The organism is Comamonas sp. FUJ_7 (genome assembly GCF_057369555.1).
On record NZ_JBXXZI010000007.1, the window covers coordinates 179,483 to 198,856 of the forward strand.

The window sequence follows — 19,374 nt, forward strand, 5'->3', positions numbered from 1 at the left end:
AACTGTATGTATATACAGCTTGCTTGCAAAATAGCAGCAAAAGATCACGCTTTCAATAGGTGTACACGCTCACATCGTTTTATTTGTCATGAAGATGAAATAAAGCGCAAAAAAGCTGGAAACCCTACAAAAGCAAAGATATAGTGAATCTGCCTGCACGTTGCAGGTGCTTGCCAAAGGAAAGGAAAAGCAAACTCCGCCATGGCCTTTGATTTCACTGGCTGTTGGCACTTGCTCTTTATCTTCGCTTGAGGCCAAAAAAGGAAGCAATCATTGCTTCCCGCGGAAAGGACCATACCCTCCTTGATCCGCGAAGACGGCCCGGTCTGGTACCGGCCGTAAAGCCCGGAAGCTGGTTTTGCCACTTCCGGGCTTTGTCGTTCATGGGACATGCATGGGCATGAGGTAGTAGTGGATTGTTTGCATTTTTTCTGGCATCGCCCTCGAATTCATGTCTGTCATGGCGCAAACTTCCCAAGAAGATTCCTGGGTGCTCTATCTATATACAGAGCACTGGCCAGATGCTCCCAAGAGGACTCTTGCTACAGTTGCCTTCTGGTGCCCTGTGAACTCAGGTTTTGAAAGCCGAGGGAGGCTTTCAGCTTTCGCCCCCAATAAGAATTGCTCATGTCTTTGCTCACATCGAATCGCTGGCTACGTCGGCTGATCTGGTCGGTTTCTGGTCTTTTGCTGTTATGGCTGCTGTTATGGGCGCTGGTTCCTTCCATTGCCAAGAGTCAGTTGCAAAAGCACGGCTCTGAAAAGCTGGGGCGAGGAGTACATGTGGGCAAGGTGGAGTTTTCCCCTTGGACGATGGCAGTCACCTTGCATGACTTGGTGATTGATAAAGCTATAAAAAATATAGCTGATGGCGCAGGTGTGCAAAGCGCTGGAGTCTCAAAAGACTTGAAATATGCAGCCGAGCCTCAGTTGGAGATCAAGCGCATTCTGATCAATCTCAGCGCGCAGTCTTTGTTTCGGTTGGCGCCTGTGCTCGATGCGATAGAGCTGGATGGGCCGGTAGTGCGACTGACTCAGCATTCCATGGGAAGACTCGATATTGACGATGTGATCGCCAAGTTTGGCGAGACAAAGAATGAAGAGCCGTCCAAGCCTCTGAGCTTTGCGCTCTACAACATCGCTTTGCGTGATGGACGCATTGAGCTCAATGACGAGTCGGTGCAGCAAAAGCATGAGCTCAAAGATTTGCAGTTGAGCATTCCGTTTATCAGCAACCTGGCTTCCAAGCGTGAAGTCAAGGTGCAACCGCATCTGTCGTTTGATCTCAATGGCAGCAAATTCGATACCTCTGGAGAAAGTACCCCATTCACAGATGGTCGCCAGACAGCAATGACCCTCAAGTGGGATCACATTGATCTGACGCCGTATCTTGGCTATGTGCCAGCCAGCGTTCCGATACAGCCTCGATCAGGCGTGCTGGATACGGACTTGCAGATTCGTTTTGAAGATCAAGAGCAGGCGGTGGTGAGCATTAGTGGCAAGCTGGCTTTGAGTGATGTGGCGTTGCAGGATAGCCAAGGGAATCCTTTGTTGGGTTTTGAGGCGCTGGAGTTGCAACTCAACAATGTGAAGCCCTTGCAAAGCCAAATAACACTGGAGTCGGTGCGCTGGGTCAAGCCTGAAATTCATGCCAGTCGCAATGCTCAAGGGGTTATCAACTGGTTGGGGCTAAATGTGCCTGCAGGTACAGGCGGTGAGTCCACTGCGAAGGCGGAAGTCGAAGCTGTGGAGGAGGGGGCTGCTAAACCTCTGGATGAGGCACCTGCCAATGCCGGAGCTGAGAAATCCTCTCCAGCCTTGGCGCTTAGCCTGCAGCAGCTTGATGTTGAAGGGGGTATCGTGCACTGGCGGGATGAGGGCGCCGGGGCCGCAGTGGCGCAGTTGACCATGGCACCTTTGGCAGTACAGATCAAGAGTGTCACGTGGCCCATGAATGAGCCCTTGCAACTGCTGGCGACGACAGGCCTGAATGAGGGAGGTAAAGCCCAGCCCGAGAAGCTTGCGCAACTGAAAGTGGAGGGTGAGGCCACAGTCAAGAGCGGCAAGCTTCAACTGACACTGGAGCAATTGCCATTGCAATGGGTGCGCCCCTATATAGAAGGGCACTTCAAGCCTGAATTGAGTGCCATGCTTAACTCTGGCGCAGAGCTGTCCTGGGATGAAGCTGGCATTAAGGCCAGGGTGGCTGAGCTGACTGCAGACGGGGTGCAGGTCAAGGACAAGCAAGCGCCCATCAATGTCGAGCAAATCAAGCTCAGTGGTGTGGATGTGGATTTGGCGGCCCGGCAAGTACTGGTAGATGGCATTACGGTGCAAAAGCCTCGCTTGGCTGCGCAGCGCGATGCACAGGGACGCTGGATGTATGAGCGCTGGCTGCCGGCAGCCTCTGGCGGAGGAAGGGTCGTAAAGCAGCCTGGAAAGACTGAGCCAAGCCAGCCATGGTCCATCAAACTGGCGTCAATCGCGGTGGACGGCGGGGCGGTGCAGTTGCGTGATGCGGCACCCGCTCAGGGGCAGAATGCGCCGCCCGTACAGCTGGATGTGAATGCTCTGAAGGTGCGGCTGGGAGCGCTGGAGCCATTGGCAGCCAAGGCGGCACCGACGCCGCTGGAAGTGGCTGCGCAAATCGTGGCAGGTCGCCGCGTGCAGGCGGGCAGTTTGCACTTCAAAGGGCAGTTCGGCTTGACTCCGCTTTCTGCCAGCGGTCAGTTGCTGGCCAAGGCTTTGCCATTGCATGCTTTTGAGCCTTATTTCGGGCACAAGCTCAATGTTGATCTTGTGCGGGCGGATGGCGGATTCAAGGGCAAGCTCCAGTACTTGGCACATGCCAAGGGGCCGCAACTGGCTGTGCAGGGCGATGTGGAGTTGAGCGATCTGCGCGTGCGCTCCACTCTGGCGGCTCCCGTCAAAGAGGAGGCGGACAAGCCTCATACGGCAAAAGGCGCATTGACGGCTGTGCTTAACGACTCCACGGCGGACCGTGCCAAAGCGATGGCTGCGAAAACGGGTCTGGGGCTGGGGGATGACTTGCTGGCCTGGAAGACGCTGGCCGTTCGCGGTCTCGATTTGAGCATGAAGCCAGCGCAACCACTGCGAGTCAGCGTGCGTGAAACAGCGCTGAGCGACTTCTTTGCGCGTGTCATCGTGCAGCGCAATGGCCGGATCAACTTGCAGGACATCGTCAAGAGCGAAACGTCCGAGCAGTCGGTGGCCCAGAACGAGCAAGCCAATGCTCAGGCACAGGACGGCGAAGCGCCAGAGGTAGACAAGGTGCAAGAGCCTGTCACGCCCGAGGCAAGCGGCCCCGCCCCCATCATCAAGGTGGGACCTGTCACTCTGACGGGGGGCAAGGTTCAATTCTCGGATTACTTCATTCAGCCCAACTACTCGGCCGATCTGAGTGAGCTGAAAGGGCGTCTGAGTGCCTTCTCTTCCGAGGCCCCGCAAGGAGGCGAAGGGCTACAGATGGCGGATCTGGAAATCAAGGGCAAGGCGCAGGGCACCGCCACGCTGGACATCAGCGGCAAGGTGAATCCGCTTGCCAAGCCGCTGGCGCTGGACGTGCGCGCCCAGATGAATGACCTGGAGCTGTCGCCGCTGTCGCCATATTCCATCAAATATGCGGGCTACGGCATTGAGCGCGGCAAGCTCTACATGGATGTCAACTACAAGGTGCAACCTGATGGCCAGCTCACGGCATCGAACAAGCTGGTACTGCGTCAGCTGACCTTTGGCGAGAAAGTGGAAGGTGCGCCAGCCTCGTTGCCCGTCAAGCTGGCAGTGGCACTGCTCTCTGACCGCAATGGTGTGATTGACTTGGATGTGCCACTCAGCGGCTCACTCAATGACCCACAGTTCCGTCTGGCCCCTATTGTCTTCAAGGTCATTGGCAACATCATCATGAAGGCTGTGACAGCACCTTTTGCTTTGCTGTCCGGCGCTTTCTCCGGTGGCGACGAGACGGGAGGGGTGGCGTTTGCACCTGGTAGTGCCAAGCTGGATGAAAAGGCCAAGGAGCAGCTGGCCAAAATCGTCAAGGCACTCAATGATCGGCCCGCCCTTAAGATGACGGTGGTGGGGGAGTCACGCGTGGCAGAGGACAAGGAAGCCTGGAAGCTTGCCGAGCTGGATCGGTTGATGCTTGCCCAGAAGCGCCGCAATCTCATCCGTGAAGGCAAGAGCGGTGATCAGGTGACGGACTTCAGCGAAGCCGAGCGACCAGCCTTGCTCAAGGCGGTTTATAGCCGCGCCGATATCAAAAAGCCCCGCAATATGGTCGGAATGGCCAAGGAGTTGTCGGCAGAGCAAATGACCGCTTTGCTGGTCGCTGGCATAACTGTGCCGGATGACGCCATGCGTGAGCTGGCATTGGCTCGTGGTGTGGCGGTGCGCGACTATCTGGCTACTCAGCAATTGCCATTGGAGCGTCTTTTTCTGGGGGCTCCAAAGATGGATGTGCCCGATAAAGACTGGACTCCGCGTGCCCAGCTGAGCCTGTCTGCACAATGATCGAAACAGTACGAAATCCGCGGCGATTTCGCATTTTTTGGCTTGCCTTTAAATAAAGGCGAAAATACCGGTTTTCCCAGGCACCCCTGTGCCTGGGCTTGCGCTTGGAAAGTCTGCCCTCATGTGGGTTGGCACAGGTCGGCGGCAACATGGATTGCGGCGGCTGCCAAGCATTTTCTGACCCCTACATGACATCTATTTCTCTTAGCAGCACCATGTCTGATGCATCTGAAGTGACCCCGGCCTCTGCCAAGAATTCTGAGCAACATCCTTTGGATGCATTGACGGGTGGTGCTTTCTCCGCCGAGACCTCGGGCGATCGCGCCGCTCGCATCCGTGATTGGCTGGCTACTCATCCCTCGGTTGAGCAGCTCCAGGACGTTCACAAGGAGCTGAGCAAGGGCGACAAGAGCGCCGCCCGTGCCGTTCGTGAACGTCTCGACGAAATCCGTCGCACCGAAAATCAGGAAAAAATTTCCGTGGAATGGGCTGAAAAGGCCCAAGCATTGCTGGCCGCGACTCCTTTTGATGCAGCCGCAGCCGCAGCTTGGCAGCGTGAAGCCGCCAAAGCCGGTGCTGCGCTGTCGCGCGAGCCTTTGTCGCAGTTCAAGGCCCAAATGGTTGAGCGCATCAAGGCTGTGGAAGACCTACAACACCGCACCCAGGTGCAGCGCGAAGTGGCATTGCTGCTGGCTCAGCGTATCGAAGTGCTGTCGACCAAGTCCTGGAAGGATGCCAAGGCTGCGCTCGAAGCTCTGGGGGCTGATGTGGTTCGCTGGCAAGAGCAGGCCAAGGAGCTGACAGGCGACGCCAGCTGGAGCAGTGTGGACGGCCGTTTTCCTCCGCAATTGGAAGCCGCATCTGCGCAACTGATGCTGGTTTGGGATGCCTTCCAGTCTGCCTTGGCACTGACCGAAACCGCTGCTGTCGATGAAGCAGCGCCACTGCCCACTGTGCCTGTTTGGGCCGATGAAATTCGTGTGGCTCGCGGTCTTCCTCCTGAGGCAGCTCATGCAGAAGCTGCGATCAAGCCTGCAGCAGCACGCGCTGCAACTGCTGGTCGTGGCAAGGCTAGCCCCGAGCAAGTCGAAGCTGCCAAGGCGGGCTTGGGTCAGGCACTGCAGATATTGAAGACGGAGATTGAGGCTGGCAAAAGCAAGGCAGGCTCCGAAGCAGTGCAGGCTATGCGTGCAGCGATCAAGACCCATGGCCGCTTTGTGGATGAAGCTCTGGTGCATGAAGTGCACGAAGCGCTGCTGGCGGCGGGGGAAGCCGAAGGTTGGCTGCGCGAACAAGCAGACAAGCTGCGCGAAGAACTGGTCGCCAAGGCGGAAGCCCTGCTAAATCGCCCTGAAGGTCAGGCTCTGGGTGGTCGCAAGATTCAAGAAGCCTTGCGCAGCCTGCGCGAACAGTGGAAGAGCGCTGACCAAGGCGCTGCTGCCAACCATGCGCTGTGGAAGAAATTTGATGAAGCTTGTAACGCTGCCTACAAGGTGGTTGAGTCTTGGCACGACAAGATTCGTCAGGACAGCAACCAGGCCAAGGCGCAGCGTCTGGCACTGATTGAGGAAATCAAGTCGTGGGCTGCGGATAACGCCGCTAGCCAGGATTGGAAGGCCATGCTGCGCGCTCTGCGCCAGTTTGGTGAGCGCTGGCGCGAAAGCGGTCACATTGGTGAAAAGCTTTTTGCAGAATTGCAGCCCTTGTTCAAACAGGCTATGGCTGCTGCTGAAGCGCCTTTGCAGGCTGCGCAAAAGGCCAGCCTGGAGCGTCGCCATGCCATGATCGATGAGGCCACGGCTCTGGGTGCAGCGCCAAGCCTGCGTATCGATGCCGTGAAGGCCTTGCAACAGCGTTGGCAGGCGGAAGCCCAGGTCGTGCCTCTGGATCGCAAGCACGAGCAAAAGCTGTGGGATGCTTTCCGCAAGCCCCTTGATGAAGCGTTCAATCGCAAGAGCGTGGAGCGTGGCGGTCGCAGTCAGGTGGCAGTGGAGCTGTCGGAGCACGATCGTCGTGTGCTCGAGGCCTCCAAGGCTGTGGAGGTGGCCAATGCCAGTGGTGACGCCCAGAAGATTCGAACCGCTCTGAGCGAGTTGGAAGCGGCTCTGAAGGCTCAGCCTGTCGCTGAGAAAAATGATGAAAATCAGGCTCAAACCCAGGGTGGAAAAGCGCAAGCAGCTACTGAAACAGAAGCAGCTGAAGCTCCGGTGGCTGCCAAGCCTGCACGCCCTGTGGTGGCTGTGCGCGGCGATGATCGTCCCGGAATGAAGAAGGAGGCTGCTGGAACTGCAGGCCGCCCTGGTGATCGCAAGGATGGCTCGCGTGGCCGCGATGCCGGTCGTGGCGATCGCCCAGGCCGTGATGGCAATCGGGACATGGGGCGTGGCCGTCGTGAGTTTGTGCGTGAAGAGCGTGGACCGCGTCTGGCAGATCCTGCCTTTCGGGCTCAGCGTGATGCGGTGGAGCATGCCCAGGAAGCCTTGCGCAAGCTTGCGGCTCAGGCCCACGGCGAAGCCCTGACCCAGCTCCTAGGTGCCTGGCAGGCGCGTGACTCCGCGCAAATGCCTTCTGCCCAGCAACTGGGTGGCAAGGTGACTACGCCTGTGCGCTCTTCGTGGATGGCCGCCATCGCAGCAGAACCCAAGGGCAATGCTGCCGAGGCGCTGCTTCGTCTGGAAATGGCAGCCGATGTGCACACACCTGCAGATCAGCTGGCTGCTCGCCGTGCTCTGCAGTTGCAGATGCTGACCCGTCGTAACGATCCATCGCCTCAGCAGACTTGGGGTCAGGACGTTGCCACAGTGCTGGCCAGTGCAGGCGACGAAGCTTCGGCACGTCGCCTGCAGGCTGCACTCAAGCAGCTGCTGCGTAAGTAAATCAAGCGCTTGCAGCTATCAAAAAGGGAGTCTCAGGACTCCCTTTTTTGCGCACATCAAATAGAAGTGCGAGGAGAGCTTAAATGCATAAAGCAGAAACGCATAAAGCAGAAACGAAAAAACCGCTGCATATACATGCAGCGGTTTTTTGTATTTGGTGCCCAGAAGAGGACTCGAACCTCCACGGAGTTACCCGCTAGTACCTGAAACTAGTGCGTCTACCAATTCCGCCACCTGGGCATTTCAGAGTGATCGAATTATATAGCAGCTGGCGCAGTGTTGGCGCGAGATGGCGATGTTTTTGTCAAAAGAGTAGGTGTCGGGACCTGGACGATTGGCTGCTTAAAAACAAGCGTCCGTTACTGCAGGGCCTAGAGGTCCTGCAAGCAGTTCTGGCAACATGGCAAGTCTGTGCCAAGGAGTTGCCATGCTGATTGCTCTTCATAGGAGCGCCGCGACCACACCAGCCACCCGCTTGGCATTGCAGCAAGCTGGCGTTACAGATCGAGAGTTGGCCCAGCAAGACGGCATTCGCATAGGTACCGTGCGCAAGTGGCGCAACAGAGTCTCGGTGCATGACGCCAGCCACACGGCCCACCGCCTGTAAACGACACTCAATGCAGGGCAAGAAGAGCTGGTTATTTATCTGCGCAGCCATTTGCTGCTGCCACTGGATGACTTGTTGGCGGTGGTGCGAGAATTCATTGAGCCTGCCATGAGCCGTTCTGCGCTGGACCGTCTGCTGCGCAGGCGGTGACACTCCAGGTTGCCCGTGCAGCCTCAGCCTGAAGGCGAGCACCAACCCTTCAAGGCGTATGAGCCTGGCTATGTGCATGTGGATGTGAAGTACCTGCCCCAGATGCAAGATGAGGACAAGCGCCGCTATGTCTTTGTTGCCACCGATCGGGCCACACGCTGGGTGTTCATTGATATCAAGCAGCACAAGACGGCAGCATCTGCCAAAGCCTTCTTGGCTGCCGTACGCAAAGCTGCAGCGTTCAAGATCCACACCATCCTCACCGACAACGGCAAAGAGTTTACAGACCGATTGTTTGGAAGCCGCACTCGTCAGCCCTCAGGCGAGCACGAATTCGACCAGCTATGCAAAGCATTGGGGATAGAGCATCGACTGACCAAACCCAAGACGCCGCAGACCAACGGTATGGTAGAGAGCTTCAATGGCCGCCTGAGCCAGGTACTGCACTCGCACCACTTCAACAGCGCAGAGGATTTGGAGAAGACACTGCACAGGTTTGTCTGGCTGTAAAACCACCACCTGCCGCAAAAGGCACTGGGGCACGAAGCCCCAGCCCAAGCACTCAAAAAATGGAAGATGAAAGCGCCTGATTTATTCGTCAAGAACGTGCGCAATCATCCGGGACCCGACAAGTGGGTTAGGGAGGAAAACGAAAAAGCCGCTGCATTTGCATGCAACGGCTTTTTGTATTTGGTGCCCAGAAGAGGACTCGAACCTCCACGGAGTTACCCGCTAGTACCTGAAACTAGTGCGTCTACCAATTCCGCCACCTGGGCATTTCAGAGTGATCGAATTATATAGCAGTTGGCGCAGTGTTGGCGCGAGATGGCGACGTTTTCCTCAAAAGAGCAGATGATGGGGGAAACGAAAAAGCCGCTGCATATACATGCAACGGCTTTTTGTATTTGGTGCCCAGAAGAGGACTCGAACCTCCACGGAGTTACCCGCTAGTACCTGAAACTAGTGCGTCTACCAATTCCGCCACCTGGGCTTTCAGGGAAGTTTCGTATTCTACTGCAATTCTTTGCAACGAATCTGAATCTTCAATTTTTCTAAGATGCCGTAGGACTTTGCAACATTCCTTGTGGAATGTTGTCCAAGTTTGCTGCAACCAGGCTGGTTGTCGTTAAACTTGGTGCCCAGGAGAGGACTCGAACCTCCACGGAGTTACCCGCTAGTACCTGAAACTAGTGCGTCTACCAATTCCGCCACCTGGGCATCTCAGGAAAGACATAGATTGTATATCAAGAAAATGAACCCTAGCGCAAAAGTTGCCGATATGAACGAAGAAATTTTGGGCACTGTGCAGGGCCACCGCGACGGACATGGCTTTGTCATCCGCGACGATGGTGAGCGTGACATCTACCTCCCCCCCAACGAAATGCGGGCAGTGCTGCACAAGGATAAGGTCCAGGTGCGCATCGCACGCCATGACCACCGTGGTCGACCAGAAGGGCGTGTGGTGGAAATCGTGGAGCGTCCTGATCAGCCCATCATTGGCCGATTTTTGCAAGAAAGCGGTGTGTGGCTTGTTGCCCCTGAGGACAAGCGCTATGGCCAGGACATCCTGATTCCATCGAATGCGACGGGGGCGGCACAGCTCGGTCAGATCGTAGTGGTTGAGCTGACGGAGGCTCCGGCACTGTTTGGCCAGCCCGTAGGGCGCATTACCGAGGTGCTCGGTGAGGTGGATGACCCAGGTATGGAAATTGAGATTGCAGTGCGCAAATATGGCGTGCCGCACATTTTTTCCGAGGCGTGTCTGGAGCAAGCCAAGGCATTGCCTGAGACAGTCCGTGCGGCTGATTACAAGAATCGCATTGATTTGACGGACATACCGCTGGCGACCATCGACGGCGAAGACGCTCGCGACTTTGATGATGCGGTGTATTGCGAGCCGGCCAAGATCGGGCGTAGCAAGGGTTGGCGTTTGCTGGTGGCGATTGCCGATGTGAGTCATTACGTGACCACGGGCAGCGCTATTGATGTGGACGCCTACGATCGCGCCACCAGTGTGTATTTCCCGCGCCGAGTGATTCCCATGCTGCCGGAAAAGCTCAGCAATGGCCTGTGTTCGCTGAATCCGGATGTGGATCGCCTGTGCATGGTCTGCGACATGCTGATCACGGCGCAAGGTGAGATTCACGCCTATCAGTTCTACCCGGCAGTCATGCACAGCCATGCGCGCTTCACTTATACCGAAGTGGCTGCGATTCTGGCCAATACGCGTGGCCCGGAGGCAGCGAAGCGCAAGGATCGCGTTCAGGATCTCTTGAATCTGCATGGTGTCTTTCAGTCCCTGCTCAAGGCGCGTGAGGCACGTGGGGCGGTGGACTTCGAGACGACCGAGACACAAATTGTCTGTGACGACAACGGGCGGATTGAAAAAATCGTGCCGCGCACTCGCAATGATGCGCACAAGCTGATTGAAGAGGCCATGCTGGCGGCCAACGTCTGCAGTGCAGACTTCATTGAGCAAAGCGGGCAGTTGGGCTTGTTCCGTGTACACGACAAGCCGTCGCTGGAGAAGCAGGAGATTTTGCGCAACTACCTCAAGGCCATGGGCGTGGGCATGAGCATCAGCGAGAACCCCACGACCAAGGAGTTCCAGCAGATTGCCAGCGCGACTAAGGAGCGCCCTGATGCACAGCAGATCCACACCATGCTGCTGCGCTCCATGATGCAGGCCTTCTATACCCCTGAGGGCTCGGGCCACTTCGGCTTGGCGTTTGAGGCTTACACCCACTTCACCAGTCCGATTCGACGCTATCCCGATTTGCTGGTGCACCGCGTCATCAAGGCCGAACTGAATGGCACGCATTACAAGCTGCCTGCTTTGCCAACGCCGGGCGAGGCAGAGGCAAAGATGGCCAAGCGCCTGGCTTCGCGCGTGGTCGAGCCCGGACAAAAGCCACGCAAGCGCTCGGCGGCCAAGGAATTCCAGGCGTGGGAGGCGGCAGGTCTGCACTGCAGCGCCAATGAGCGCCGTGCCGATGAGGCCAGTCGTGATGTGGAAGCCTGGCTCAAGTGCAAATACATGCGTGAGCACCTGGGTGAGGAGTTCGCAGGCACGGTGTCTGCAGTCACGACCTTTGGTGTCTTCGTGACGCTGGATGCGATGTACGTCGAAGGTTTGGTGCATATCACCGAGCTCGGTGGTGATTACTTCCGCTTTGATGAGGCGCGCCAGGAGTTGCGTGGTGAGCGCTCCGGTGTCCGCTACAGCATTGGAGCAAGGGTGCGGGTGCAGGTCAGCCGGGTGGACCTTGATGGGCGGCGTATTGACTTTCGTCTGGTTCGCGATGGTGAAGATGGCTTGATGCCGGCGGCTCGCGGTGGGCGTGGCCAGGGCAAGGATGATGGTCGTGGTCGCCGGGAGGGGCGCGAATCCCGCGAGGAGCATGGCAATGCAGGGTATGCCGATAAATGGAGCCGTCGTGATGCCAAGGCGAGTCGTGCGCAGCGCAATTCGGCCTCTTCTGCTGCTTCTTCTGAGTCCCCCAAGAGCAAGCAGGCCCGCAAGGCGGCCAAAAAGGCTATGCTCAAAAGCGTGAATCTGGCGGCCTTGGAGGCGGAGTATGCGCAAGAGCGCAGCAGCGTGCCCGAGCCTGAGCCCAAGCAGCAGGCTGAACCGGCGGCATTGGCCGAGTTGCCCAAGCCGCGTAAGCCGGCGGCGAAGAAGAAGGTGGCGGCCTTGCTGTCCCCTGACACTCAGGGTCAACCTGCCGTGAAGACTATTCCTGCCCCAGTGGTGCCAGCGGCACCAAAGGCGGTAGCCAAGCCTGCCACGAAGACCGTGCCCAAGGCGAAGAAAGTGGTGGCAAAAAAGCCAGCGATGAAGACAGCCACTCGTGTCAAGACCGCGCCAGCCACCAAAACATCCAAGCGCAAGACCGAGTCTTGAGTGCTTTTTAATTGATAGCTGAATGGCCTTTCCTGGTAACGGGAAAAGCCATTTTTTTTATGAGAACTATTTCCGGTTTTCGCCCAGGCGAAGTGCCAAGGCTCTGGCGCTGAATGGGCGATCTGCAGGCCAGGTGTCGGCGGCATGTCCGTGGCGGAGTGCGCCCTGTATGGCAGCGCAGTCCCTGCTCAAGCCCTGGGCCCATAAGGCTCCTATCAGGCCGGCTAGTACATCGCCTGTGCCGCCAGTGGCCAGGCGGGCATTGCCAGTGGCATTGATCCAGACTTGCCGTTCTGGGTTGGCAATCACCGTGCCAGAGCCTTTCAGGAGCGCTGTGCACTGAAATTCTTCAGCCAGCTGTAGCCCGGCTTGTACGCGGTTGGCTTGAATAGAGGAAGTATCGGTCTTCAGTAGGCGCGCTGCTTCCAGGGGGTGAGGAGTCAGGATGGTGCTCAGTTTTTGCTGGCTGCGCTGACGTAGCTGCTGTGCCAGAGAAGGGCTGGTGGCTATGGCATTGAGCGCGTCGGCGTCCAAAACCAGCTGCGGTGTTTGCTCCAGTAGTTGGGGAAGCCACTCTTGTACGAGTTCGCCGCCGCCGCAGCCGCAAACCACGGTGGATTGACTCCAGTCCTGTGCTGCCGGGCGGCGCAGCATGATTTCTGGCCATGGGGCGGTGCCCTGCGGCGCACTCTCATCAAGCAAGGCCAGCATGACGCGGCCGGCCCCGGCATGAAGTGCTGCCAGTGCGGCCAGCCAGGCGGCTCCCGTCATAGAGATGCCGTTTCTGCTCAGGCCTTGGCCGCCGAGCACGGCCACATCGCCAAAACTTCCTTTGTGGCTGCTGTGAAGGCGAGGTGCCCTCTGGCTGCGGCTGTTGACGCTCAAGTGCGCCCAAGGTGCTGTGTTGGCTCCTGCTGCAAAGGCCGGTGAGGCTGGATTGATGTCGGCAATGCCGCACCCCAGGTCGTCCCACCAGACTTGACCGCAGGCATCGCGGCCTTCGCCAGTGAAGAGCCCGGCTTGCAGTGTCAGCAAAGCCAGCGTGTGGCGCTGGGAATGTTGCGTGTTGCGAGGACTGGTAAAACCGTCCAGATACTGGCCCGTGTCGGCATCAAGCCCGGAGGCGATGTCTACGCACAGCACGGCGCAAGCGCATTGCTGAACCTGGCTCAGCAACTGGATCAGGCGCTGGTCTGTAGCGCGTGGCTTGCCGGAGGTGTGCGCACCAATGCCGAGCAGTGCATCAATGCATAAATCCTGGGGGCTGAGGTCGTTCGGGCACTCATTGAGCCATCGCACTCCCGCCTGTCTAGCCTTTTCGCGTGACTTCTGTGCGTCGAGTGGCAATTGCTCTGGCTGACATACTTCGCTGACCAAAATTTGTGCGTGAGGCAATGCCGCAGTGAGCAGGGCAGCTGCTTCGAAGCCGTCGCCTCCATTGTTGCCTGGGCCGCAGGCAATCCAGATGCGCTGGGCGTGCGGGGCGATAGCCATGGCTAGTTTTGCAATGGACTTGCCTGCGCGCTCCATCAAGATGTGGGGCGGCAGGCAGTGGATGTTCATCTGCTCAATCTGGCGTGTTGACGTAGTGCTGAATAGTGGCCAGCCATGAGCAGCGAAGGCGGCAGGGGGCGGAGTGGCAGAGGTGATATGCAGCATGCTCTGAGGATAGTCTCAGCTTGCATGGCTGAGTTTTTTTTGAATGATTTTGTGCTTTAGCCCAATGCCTGTAAGCGCCTGCAGCTATAAAAAATGAAGTCAAACGTGAAGCAATGCAGCTTCTATGCTGGCACTGATGTTCAAAATGGTGTCGTCGTGCAATGCTGCGTGCCAGATCATCAGTCCCATGGGGAGTTCGTCAGGTGTGTGGCAGGGCAGGGACAGGGCGCAGCCATCTAGCATGTTGACTACGCTGGTGTTGCGCAGCAGCAGTCCATTGACGCGGAAAAACTCTTCATCGCGTTGTTGGTCGGCTGCAGGGTCGATGCCGTTGGCTGGAGCGACAGAAGCAATGGTGGGGGCTGTGATCGGGGTGGTGGGAGAGAGCAGGGCGTCATAGCCGGCAATGGCGCTTTCCATCTTTGCAATCCAGCTTTGGCGCGCGGCCAGCAGATCCAGGTAGTCGGCGGCGCTCATGCTGGCACCTCGCTCTATGCGTGAACGCACACGTGGGTCGTAGAGGGCTGCCTTGTCGGGGTCTTGCAGGTATTTGCGGTGCCAGGCGTAGCTCTCGGTGGGAGAGAAGCCGCCAATAACATTGATCCTGTCCAGCTCTTCGAGCTCTGGCAGGTCAATCCATTCAATCTGGGCGCCTGCCGCCTCCAAGTAGGCAATGCTGCGCTCGAAAGAGACTTTGACTGCGGCTTCTGCCTGATCGAAAAAGAGAGTGCGCGGCACTGCGAGACGGAATTGACCCAGGCCGCGCTCATCCTTGCTGACTTGACGGTCGGCCAGTATTTCATGCAGCAGCACTGCATCACGCACGCTGCGAGTGATGGCGCAGGCGGTATCAAGGGTTGGGGAGAGCGGGACTGCCCCTTCAGTGGAAACCAGGCGGGCTGTGCTTTTGAAGCCCACCAGACCGTTGAGCGCAGCGGGAATGCGGATGGAGCCTCCGGTGTCCGAGCCCAGGGCTGCCCAGGCTGCGCCACTGGCTACGGATACTGCTGCCCCTGAAGAGGAGCCGCCAGGAATGCGCGCAGGCTGGGTGGGTGCGAGCTGAGGATTGGCTGGGTGACGGGCGTCCAGTGCGGCAGGCGTTCCGAAATGAGGATTGACGCCTACGCCGGAGAAGGCGAACTCCACCATGTGGGTACGACCAATAATGGCGGCACCCGCAGCGCGCAGGCGGGCGACGGTTGTGGCGTCAGTGCTGGCAGCGGGGGCATCCTGCAGAAGACGGGAGCTGGCGGCACTGGTGGTGTTCTTGGTATCGAACAAGTCTTTGACGGAAATGGCCAATCCAGCCAGCGCAGTGGTTTTTGGGGTCTCGGCTGCAGCCCAGCGAGCTTCATCGAAAAAAGTGCTGCTAAAAACGTGAGAGCACAAAGGGCTTTGCGCAGCAGCAATGCTCATTTGCATGAGGTTGGAGGCGCTTTGGCGGCCTTCGCGAATCTCGTGCGCTGCATGGGTGAGGTCGAATTGCATGGCAGTGTGCTAAAATTTTGCGGCTTTGCTAAGGGTTGGTCCGAGAGGATTGACTTTGAAAGGCGCTGAAGGTGATGGCTGCAACGAATTTTTCGTCGTAGTCCCAGTTTTGGGGCTGGCAAGGTAAATACAAACCGGCCTATTCAAGGTGTTGTCTCTACTTCTCTCTTAAGAGAGTGGTCGCAATCATTGGGCCGGATTTTAGACCCAACCTTTGAGGTAATTAACATGGCAGTAACAATGCGCGAGATGCTGGAAGCCGGCGTCCACTTTGGTCACCAAACTCGTTTCTGGAATCCCAAGATGGCTCCGTTCATCTTCGGTGCTCGTAACAAGATCCACATCATCAACCTGGAAAAGACTCTGCCGATGTTCCAGGAAGCCCAGAAGTTCGCCAAGCAGCTGACTGCCAACGGCGGCACCATCCTGATGGTGGGTACAAAGCGTCAAGCTCGTGAGCTGGTGGCTGAAGAAGCCAAGCGCGCAGGCGTGCCCTTCGTCGACCAGCGCTGGCTGGGCGGCATGCTGACCAACTTCAAGACCGTCAAGACCTCCATCAAGCGTCTGAAGGATATGAAGGCTCAGCAAGAAGCGGGTCTGGAATCCATGTCCAAGAAGGAACAGCTGATGTTCTCTCGTGAACTGGAAAAGCTGGAAAAGGATATCGGCGGTATTCAGGATATGAACGCCCTGCCCGACGCTATCTTCGTGATCGACGTGGGCTTCCACAAGATTGCTATCGCTGAAGCCAAGAAGCTGGGTATTCCTCTGGTTGGCGTGGTTGACTCCAACCACAACCCCGAAGGCATCGACTACGTGATTCCTGGTAACGACGACTCCGCCAAGGCTGTGCAACTGTACGCCCAAGGCATTGCCGACGCGATTCTGGAAGGCCGTGAAGCTCGTCTGAACGACGTGGTCAAGGCTGCCGCTGGTGAAGACGGCGACGAATTCGTGGAAGTGGAAGAGTCCGCCGCCTAAGCGAAGTCCGGCTGCGCGACCGCATCGCGAGAAAAAGCGGGGCTCTGAGTAGCCCCGTTTTTTTAGCCGGAATCCTGTAACCAATCGAACTGATATTGGAGAAATACGATGGCAATTACTGCAAGCATGGTCGCTGAACTGCGCGCCAAGACCGACGCCCCCATGATGGAATGCAAGAAGGCTCTGACTGAAGCCGGTGGCGATATGGCCAAGGCCGAAGAGCTGCTGCGTGTCAAGCTGGGTACCAAGGCTGGTAAGGCTGCATCCCGCGTGACTGCTGAAGGCGTTGTGGCTGCTTTCATCGAAGGCGACAAGGGCGGCCTGGTGGAAGTCAACAGCGAAACCGACTTCGTGTCCAAGAACGACAGCTTCATGGCCATGGCAAACGCTGCTGCCAAGCTGGTGGCTCTGAACAACCCTGCTGACCTGGACGCTCTGGGTGCTCTGGCTTACGAGCAAGACGGCTACGGCCCCACTCTGGAGGACGTGCGCAAGGGCCTGATCGGCAAGATCGGCGAAAACATGTCCTTCCGCCGCTTCAAGGCTTTCAACAATGCTGGTCTGGCCGCCTATGTGCACGGTAGCCGCATTGGTGTGGTTGTTGAGTTCGACGGCGACGCTGCTGCTGCTAAGGACGTGGCAATGCACGTGGCTGCCATGAAGCCCGTGGCTGTGACTTCCGCTGACGTGCCTGCCGAGCTGATCGCCAAGGAGCGTTCCGTGGCTGAAGCCAAGGCTGCTGAGTCCGGCAAGCCTGCTGACATCGTCGCCAAGATGGTGGAAGGCTCCGTGCAGAAGTTCCTGAAGGAAGTTTCCCTGGCTGACCAGGTCTTCGTGAAGGCTGCTGACGGCAAGCAAACCGTGGCTCAGATGCTCAAGGCAGCCAACACCAATGTGAAGGCATTCACCATGTTCGTGGTGGGTGAAGGCATTGAGAAGAAGGCTGACGACTTTGCGGCCGAAGTGGCTGCTCAGATGGCAGCTGCCAAGACTGGCGCTTAAATCTAAGCTCCAACAACAATCGCGGCCTTGAGCCGCGATTGATTTATTCCCCTCTCTTTTTCGTATTTATTTAACTTCCCCGGAGAAACACCATGTCCAACGCCATTCCAGCCCACAAGCGTATCTTGCTCAAGCTGTCGGGGGAGGCGTTAATGGGTGATGACCAGTTCGGCATCAACCGTGCAACGATTGAGCGCATGGTGGCTGAGATCGTGGAAGTGACCAAGGTGGGTGTGCAGGTCGCCGTGGTGATCGGTGGCGGCAATATCTTCCGTGGGGTGGCTGGCGGATCCGCTGGCATGGATCGCGCTACGGCCGATTACATGGGCATGCTGGCCACGGTGATGAATTCGCTGGCTCTGGCGGATGCCATGGACAAGCAAGGTCTGACGGCACGCGTGATGTCTGCTATCGGTATTGAGCAGGTGGTGGAGCCCTATGTGCGCCCCAAAGCGCTGCAGTATCTGGAAGAGGGTAAGGTTGTGGTGTTTGCTGCGGGTACAGGCAACCCCTTCTTCACCACGGATACGGCCGCAGCTCTGCGCGGCGCAGAAATTGGTGCTGAAGTCGTGCTCAAGGCTACCAAAGTAGACGGTGTGTACACGGCTGATCCTGTCAAGGACCCCTCAGCCACTCGTTATGACAAGCTGGCTTTTGATGAAGCCATTTCGCGCAATCTGGGCATCATGGATGCCACAGCGTTTGCTCTGTGCCGCGACCAGAAGCTGCCGATCCGTGTGTTCTCCATCGTGAAGCCAGGGGCACTGAAGCGCGTGGTCATGGGTGAAGACGAAGGCACTCTGGTGTACGCTTGAGCGTTTGCCGACATTGCCAGCAAAGGAACAAGAACATGACGATCGCTGAAATCAAGAACAATATTGAAACCAAGATGGGCCAGTCCCTCGAGGCGTTGAAGCACAACCTGTCTCGTGTGCGTACGGGCCGTGCCAATCCTGCACTGCTGGATGCCATTCATGTTGAATACTATGGCTCCATGGTTCCCTTGTCCCAGGTGGCCAATGTCTCCCTGCTGGACTCTCGCACTATCAGCGTGCAGCCCTGGGAAAAGAACATGGCTGCCAAGGTGGAGAAGGCCATCCGCGAAAGCGATCTGGGCCTGAACCCCGCCTCCATGGGTGACCTGATTCGCGTACCCATGCCTCCCATGAGCGAGGAGCGTCGCAAGGAAATGACCAAGCTGGCGCGTAACGAAGGTGAAAACGCCAAGATTGCGATCCGCAACCTGCGTCGTGACGCCAATGAAAGCGTGAAGCGCTTGGTTAAGGAAAAGGAAGCCTCTGAAGATGATCAGAAGCGCTCTGAAGCCGAAATCCAGAAGCTGACTGACAAGCACATTGCTGAAGTCGATACGCTGGTGGCTGCCAAGGAACAGGACATCATGGCAGTCTGAGTCTTGCTAAAGGACTTGCACTTTTGACATTCAAGAAAAACGGCGCGGTTCCGCGCCATATCGCCGTCATCATGGACGGCAATGGACGCTGGGCCAAGCGCCGGCTGCTTCCGCGTATTGCGGGCCATAAGCAGGGTGTGGAGTCTTTGCGCCGCTGTGCTCGAGCTTGCGTCGAGCGTGGCGTGCAGGTACTCACAGTGTTTGCATTTTCTTCTGAGAACTGGAACAGGCCTCAGGAAGAGGTTTCCGGTCTCATGAGTCTGCTGGCCAATGCCTTGGCCAAGGAAGTGGCTCAGCTCAGTCGGGATGGCGTGCGCCTGTACTTTGTCGGAGACCGCCAAGGCCTGAGCGACAAGGTTCGCGATGGCTTGGCCGAGGCGGAACGCATCACGGCTCATAACACGAGACTGGTTCTGAACGTGTGCTTCAACTATGGTGGGCGCTGGGATATTGCCCAGGCTGCGCAGAAGCTGGTTGCTCAGGGGCTGGAGCTGACTCCGGAGAACCTCGACAAGGCCATGGCCCTACAACATGTGCCTGATCCTGATCTGATGATTCGCACAGGCGGTGAAACCCGAATCAGCAACTTCTTGCTTTGGCAGGCGGCATACACTGAATTGTTCTTCAGCGATGCTCTCTGGCCTGACTTTGACGAGGCAGCGCTGGATGAGGCCATCGCCGTGTTTGGTGGTAGAGAACGCCGCTTTGGCCAGACTTCTGAGCAGATCCAAACATCATCCGTCGTCACTTTGACGGCATAACCCAC

The 19,374-nt window shown here is 57.4% G+C and carries 10 protein-coding genes, 4 tRNA genes and 1 pseudogene; 9 read left to right on the forward strand and 6 right to left on the reverse strand.

Annotated elements, in window-relative coordinates; genetic code table 11:
• The first annotated feature begins 627 nt into the window (after positions 1–627).
• Both AC2I9W_RS12480 and AC2I9W_RS12485 read left to right on the forward strand, forming a co-directional pair.
• Entirely contained in the window at positions 628–4,530 is a 3,903-nt protein-coding gene (locus AC2I9W_RS12480; protein WP_486410273.1) for a DUF748 domain-containing protein, read from the forward strand.
• A 215-nt stretch (positions 4,531–4,745) separates the two neighbouring features.
• Complete coding sequence (locus AC2I9W_RS12485; RefSeq protein WP_486410274.1) at positions 4,746–7,406, forward strand: DUF349 domain-containing protein; 2,661 nt, start codon at positions 4,746–4,748, stop codon at positions 7,404–7,406.
• A 155-nt stretch (positions 7,407–7,561) separates the two neighbouring features.
• Here AC2I9W_RS12485 and AC2I9W_RS12490 read toward each other — a convergent pair.
• A tRNA-Leu gene (locus tag AC2I9W_RS12490) sits at positions 7,562–7,646 on the reverse strand.
• A gap of 187 nt (positions 7,647–7,833) precedes the next feature.
• Here AC2I9W_RS12490 and AC2I9W_RS12495 point away from each other — a divergent pair.
• Positions 7,834–8,793, forward strand: a pseudogene (locus AC2I9W_RS12495) (IS481 family transposase); the annotation flags it as partial.
• A 61-nt stretch (positions 8,794–8,854) separates the two neighbouring features.
• Here AC2I9W_RS12495 and AC2I9W_RS12500 read toward each other — a convergent pair.
• The 3 genes from AC2I9W_RS12500 to AC2I9W_RS12510 form a co-directional block, all read right to left on the reverse strand.
• A tRNA-Leu gene (locus AC2I9W_RS12500) sits at positions 8,855–8,939 on the reverse strand.
• Positions 8,940–9,069: 130 nt separating this feature from the next.
• Positions 9,070–9,154: transfer RNA gene (locus tag AC2I9W_RS12505), tRNA-Leu, on the reverse strand.
• A 142-nt stretch (positions 9,155–9,296) separates the two neighbouring features.
• Positions 9,297–9,381 (reverse strand) — tRNA-Leu (locus tag AC2I9W_RS12510).
• Positions 9,382–9,415: 34 nt separating this feature from the next.
• On the opposite strand from AC2I9W_RS12510, the gene rnr reads away from it, so the two are divergent.
• Entirely contained in the window at positions 9,416–12,067 is a 2,652-nt protein-coding gene (rnr, locus tag AC2I9W_RS12515; RefSeq protein ID WP_486410275.1) for a ribonuclease R, read from the forward strand.
• Positions 12,068–12,133: 66 nt separating this feature from the next.
• On the opposite strand, the gene AC2I9W_RS12520 is transcribed toward rnr, so the two are convergent.
• Together AC2I9W_RS12520 and AC2I9W_RS12525 are read right to left on the reverse strand one after the other, a co-directional pair.
• Positions 12,134–13,726, reverse strand: a complete 1,593-nt coding sequence (locus AC2I9W_RS12520) for an NAD(P)H-hydrate dehydratase (protein WP_486410276.1) — start codon at positions 13,724–13,726, stop codon at positions 12,134–12,136.
• A 99-nt stretch (positions 13,727–13,825) separates the two neighbouring features.
• On the reverse strand, positions 13,826–15,214 hold the full coding sequence (locus AC2I9W_RS12525) for an amidase (protein ID WP_486410277.1): 1,389 nt from the start codon (positions 15,212–15,214) through the stop codon (positions 13,826–13,828).
• 228 nt (positions 15,215–15,442) lie between these two features.
• On the opposite strand from AC2I9W_RS12525, the gene rpsB reads away from it, so the two are divergent.
• The 5 genes from rpsB (at position 15,443) to uppS (ending at position 19,369) form a co-directional block, all read left to right on the forward strand.
• On the forward strand, positions 15,443–16,195 hold the full coding sequence (rpsB, locus tag AC2I9W_RS12530) for a 30S ribosomal protein S2 (RefSeq protein WP_158390891.1): 753 nt from the start codon (positions 15,443–15,445) through the stop codon (positions 16,193–16,195).
• Positions 16,196–16,303: 108 nt separating this feature from the next.
• Entirely contained in the window at positions 16,304–17,197 is an 894-nt protein-coding gene (gene tsf, locus AC2I9W_RS12535; protein ID WP_486410278.1) for a translation elongation factor Ts, read from the forward strand.
• Between the two features lie 92 nt (positions 17,198–17,289).
• Positions 17,290–18,012 carry a UMP kinase gene (gene pyrH / locus AC2I9W_RS12540; RefSeq protein ID WP_158390893.1) on the forward strand — a complete coding sequence of 241 codons (723 nt, stop codon included), beginning with the start codon at positions 17,290–17,292 and terminating at the stop codon, positions 18,010–18,012.
• A 35-nt stretch (positions 18,013–18,047) separates the two neighbouring features.
• Positions 18,048–18,608, forward strand: a complete 561-nt coding sequence (gene frr, locus AC2I9W_RS12545; protein ID WP_486410279.1) for a ribosome recycling factor — start codon at positions 18,048–18,050, stop codon at positions 18,606–18,608.
• A gap of 23 nt (positions 18,609–18,631) precedes the next feature.
• A complete protein-coding gene (gene uppS / locus AC2I9W_RS12550) occupies positions 18,632–19,369 on the forward strand; it encodes a polyprenyl diphosphate synthase (protein ID WP_486410280.1) in 738 nt (245 codons plus the stop codon).
• Positions 19,370–19,374 lie beyond the last annotated feature (5 nt).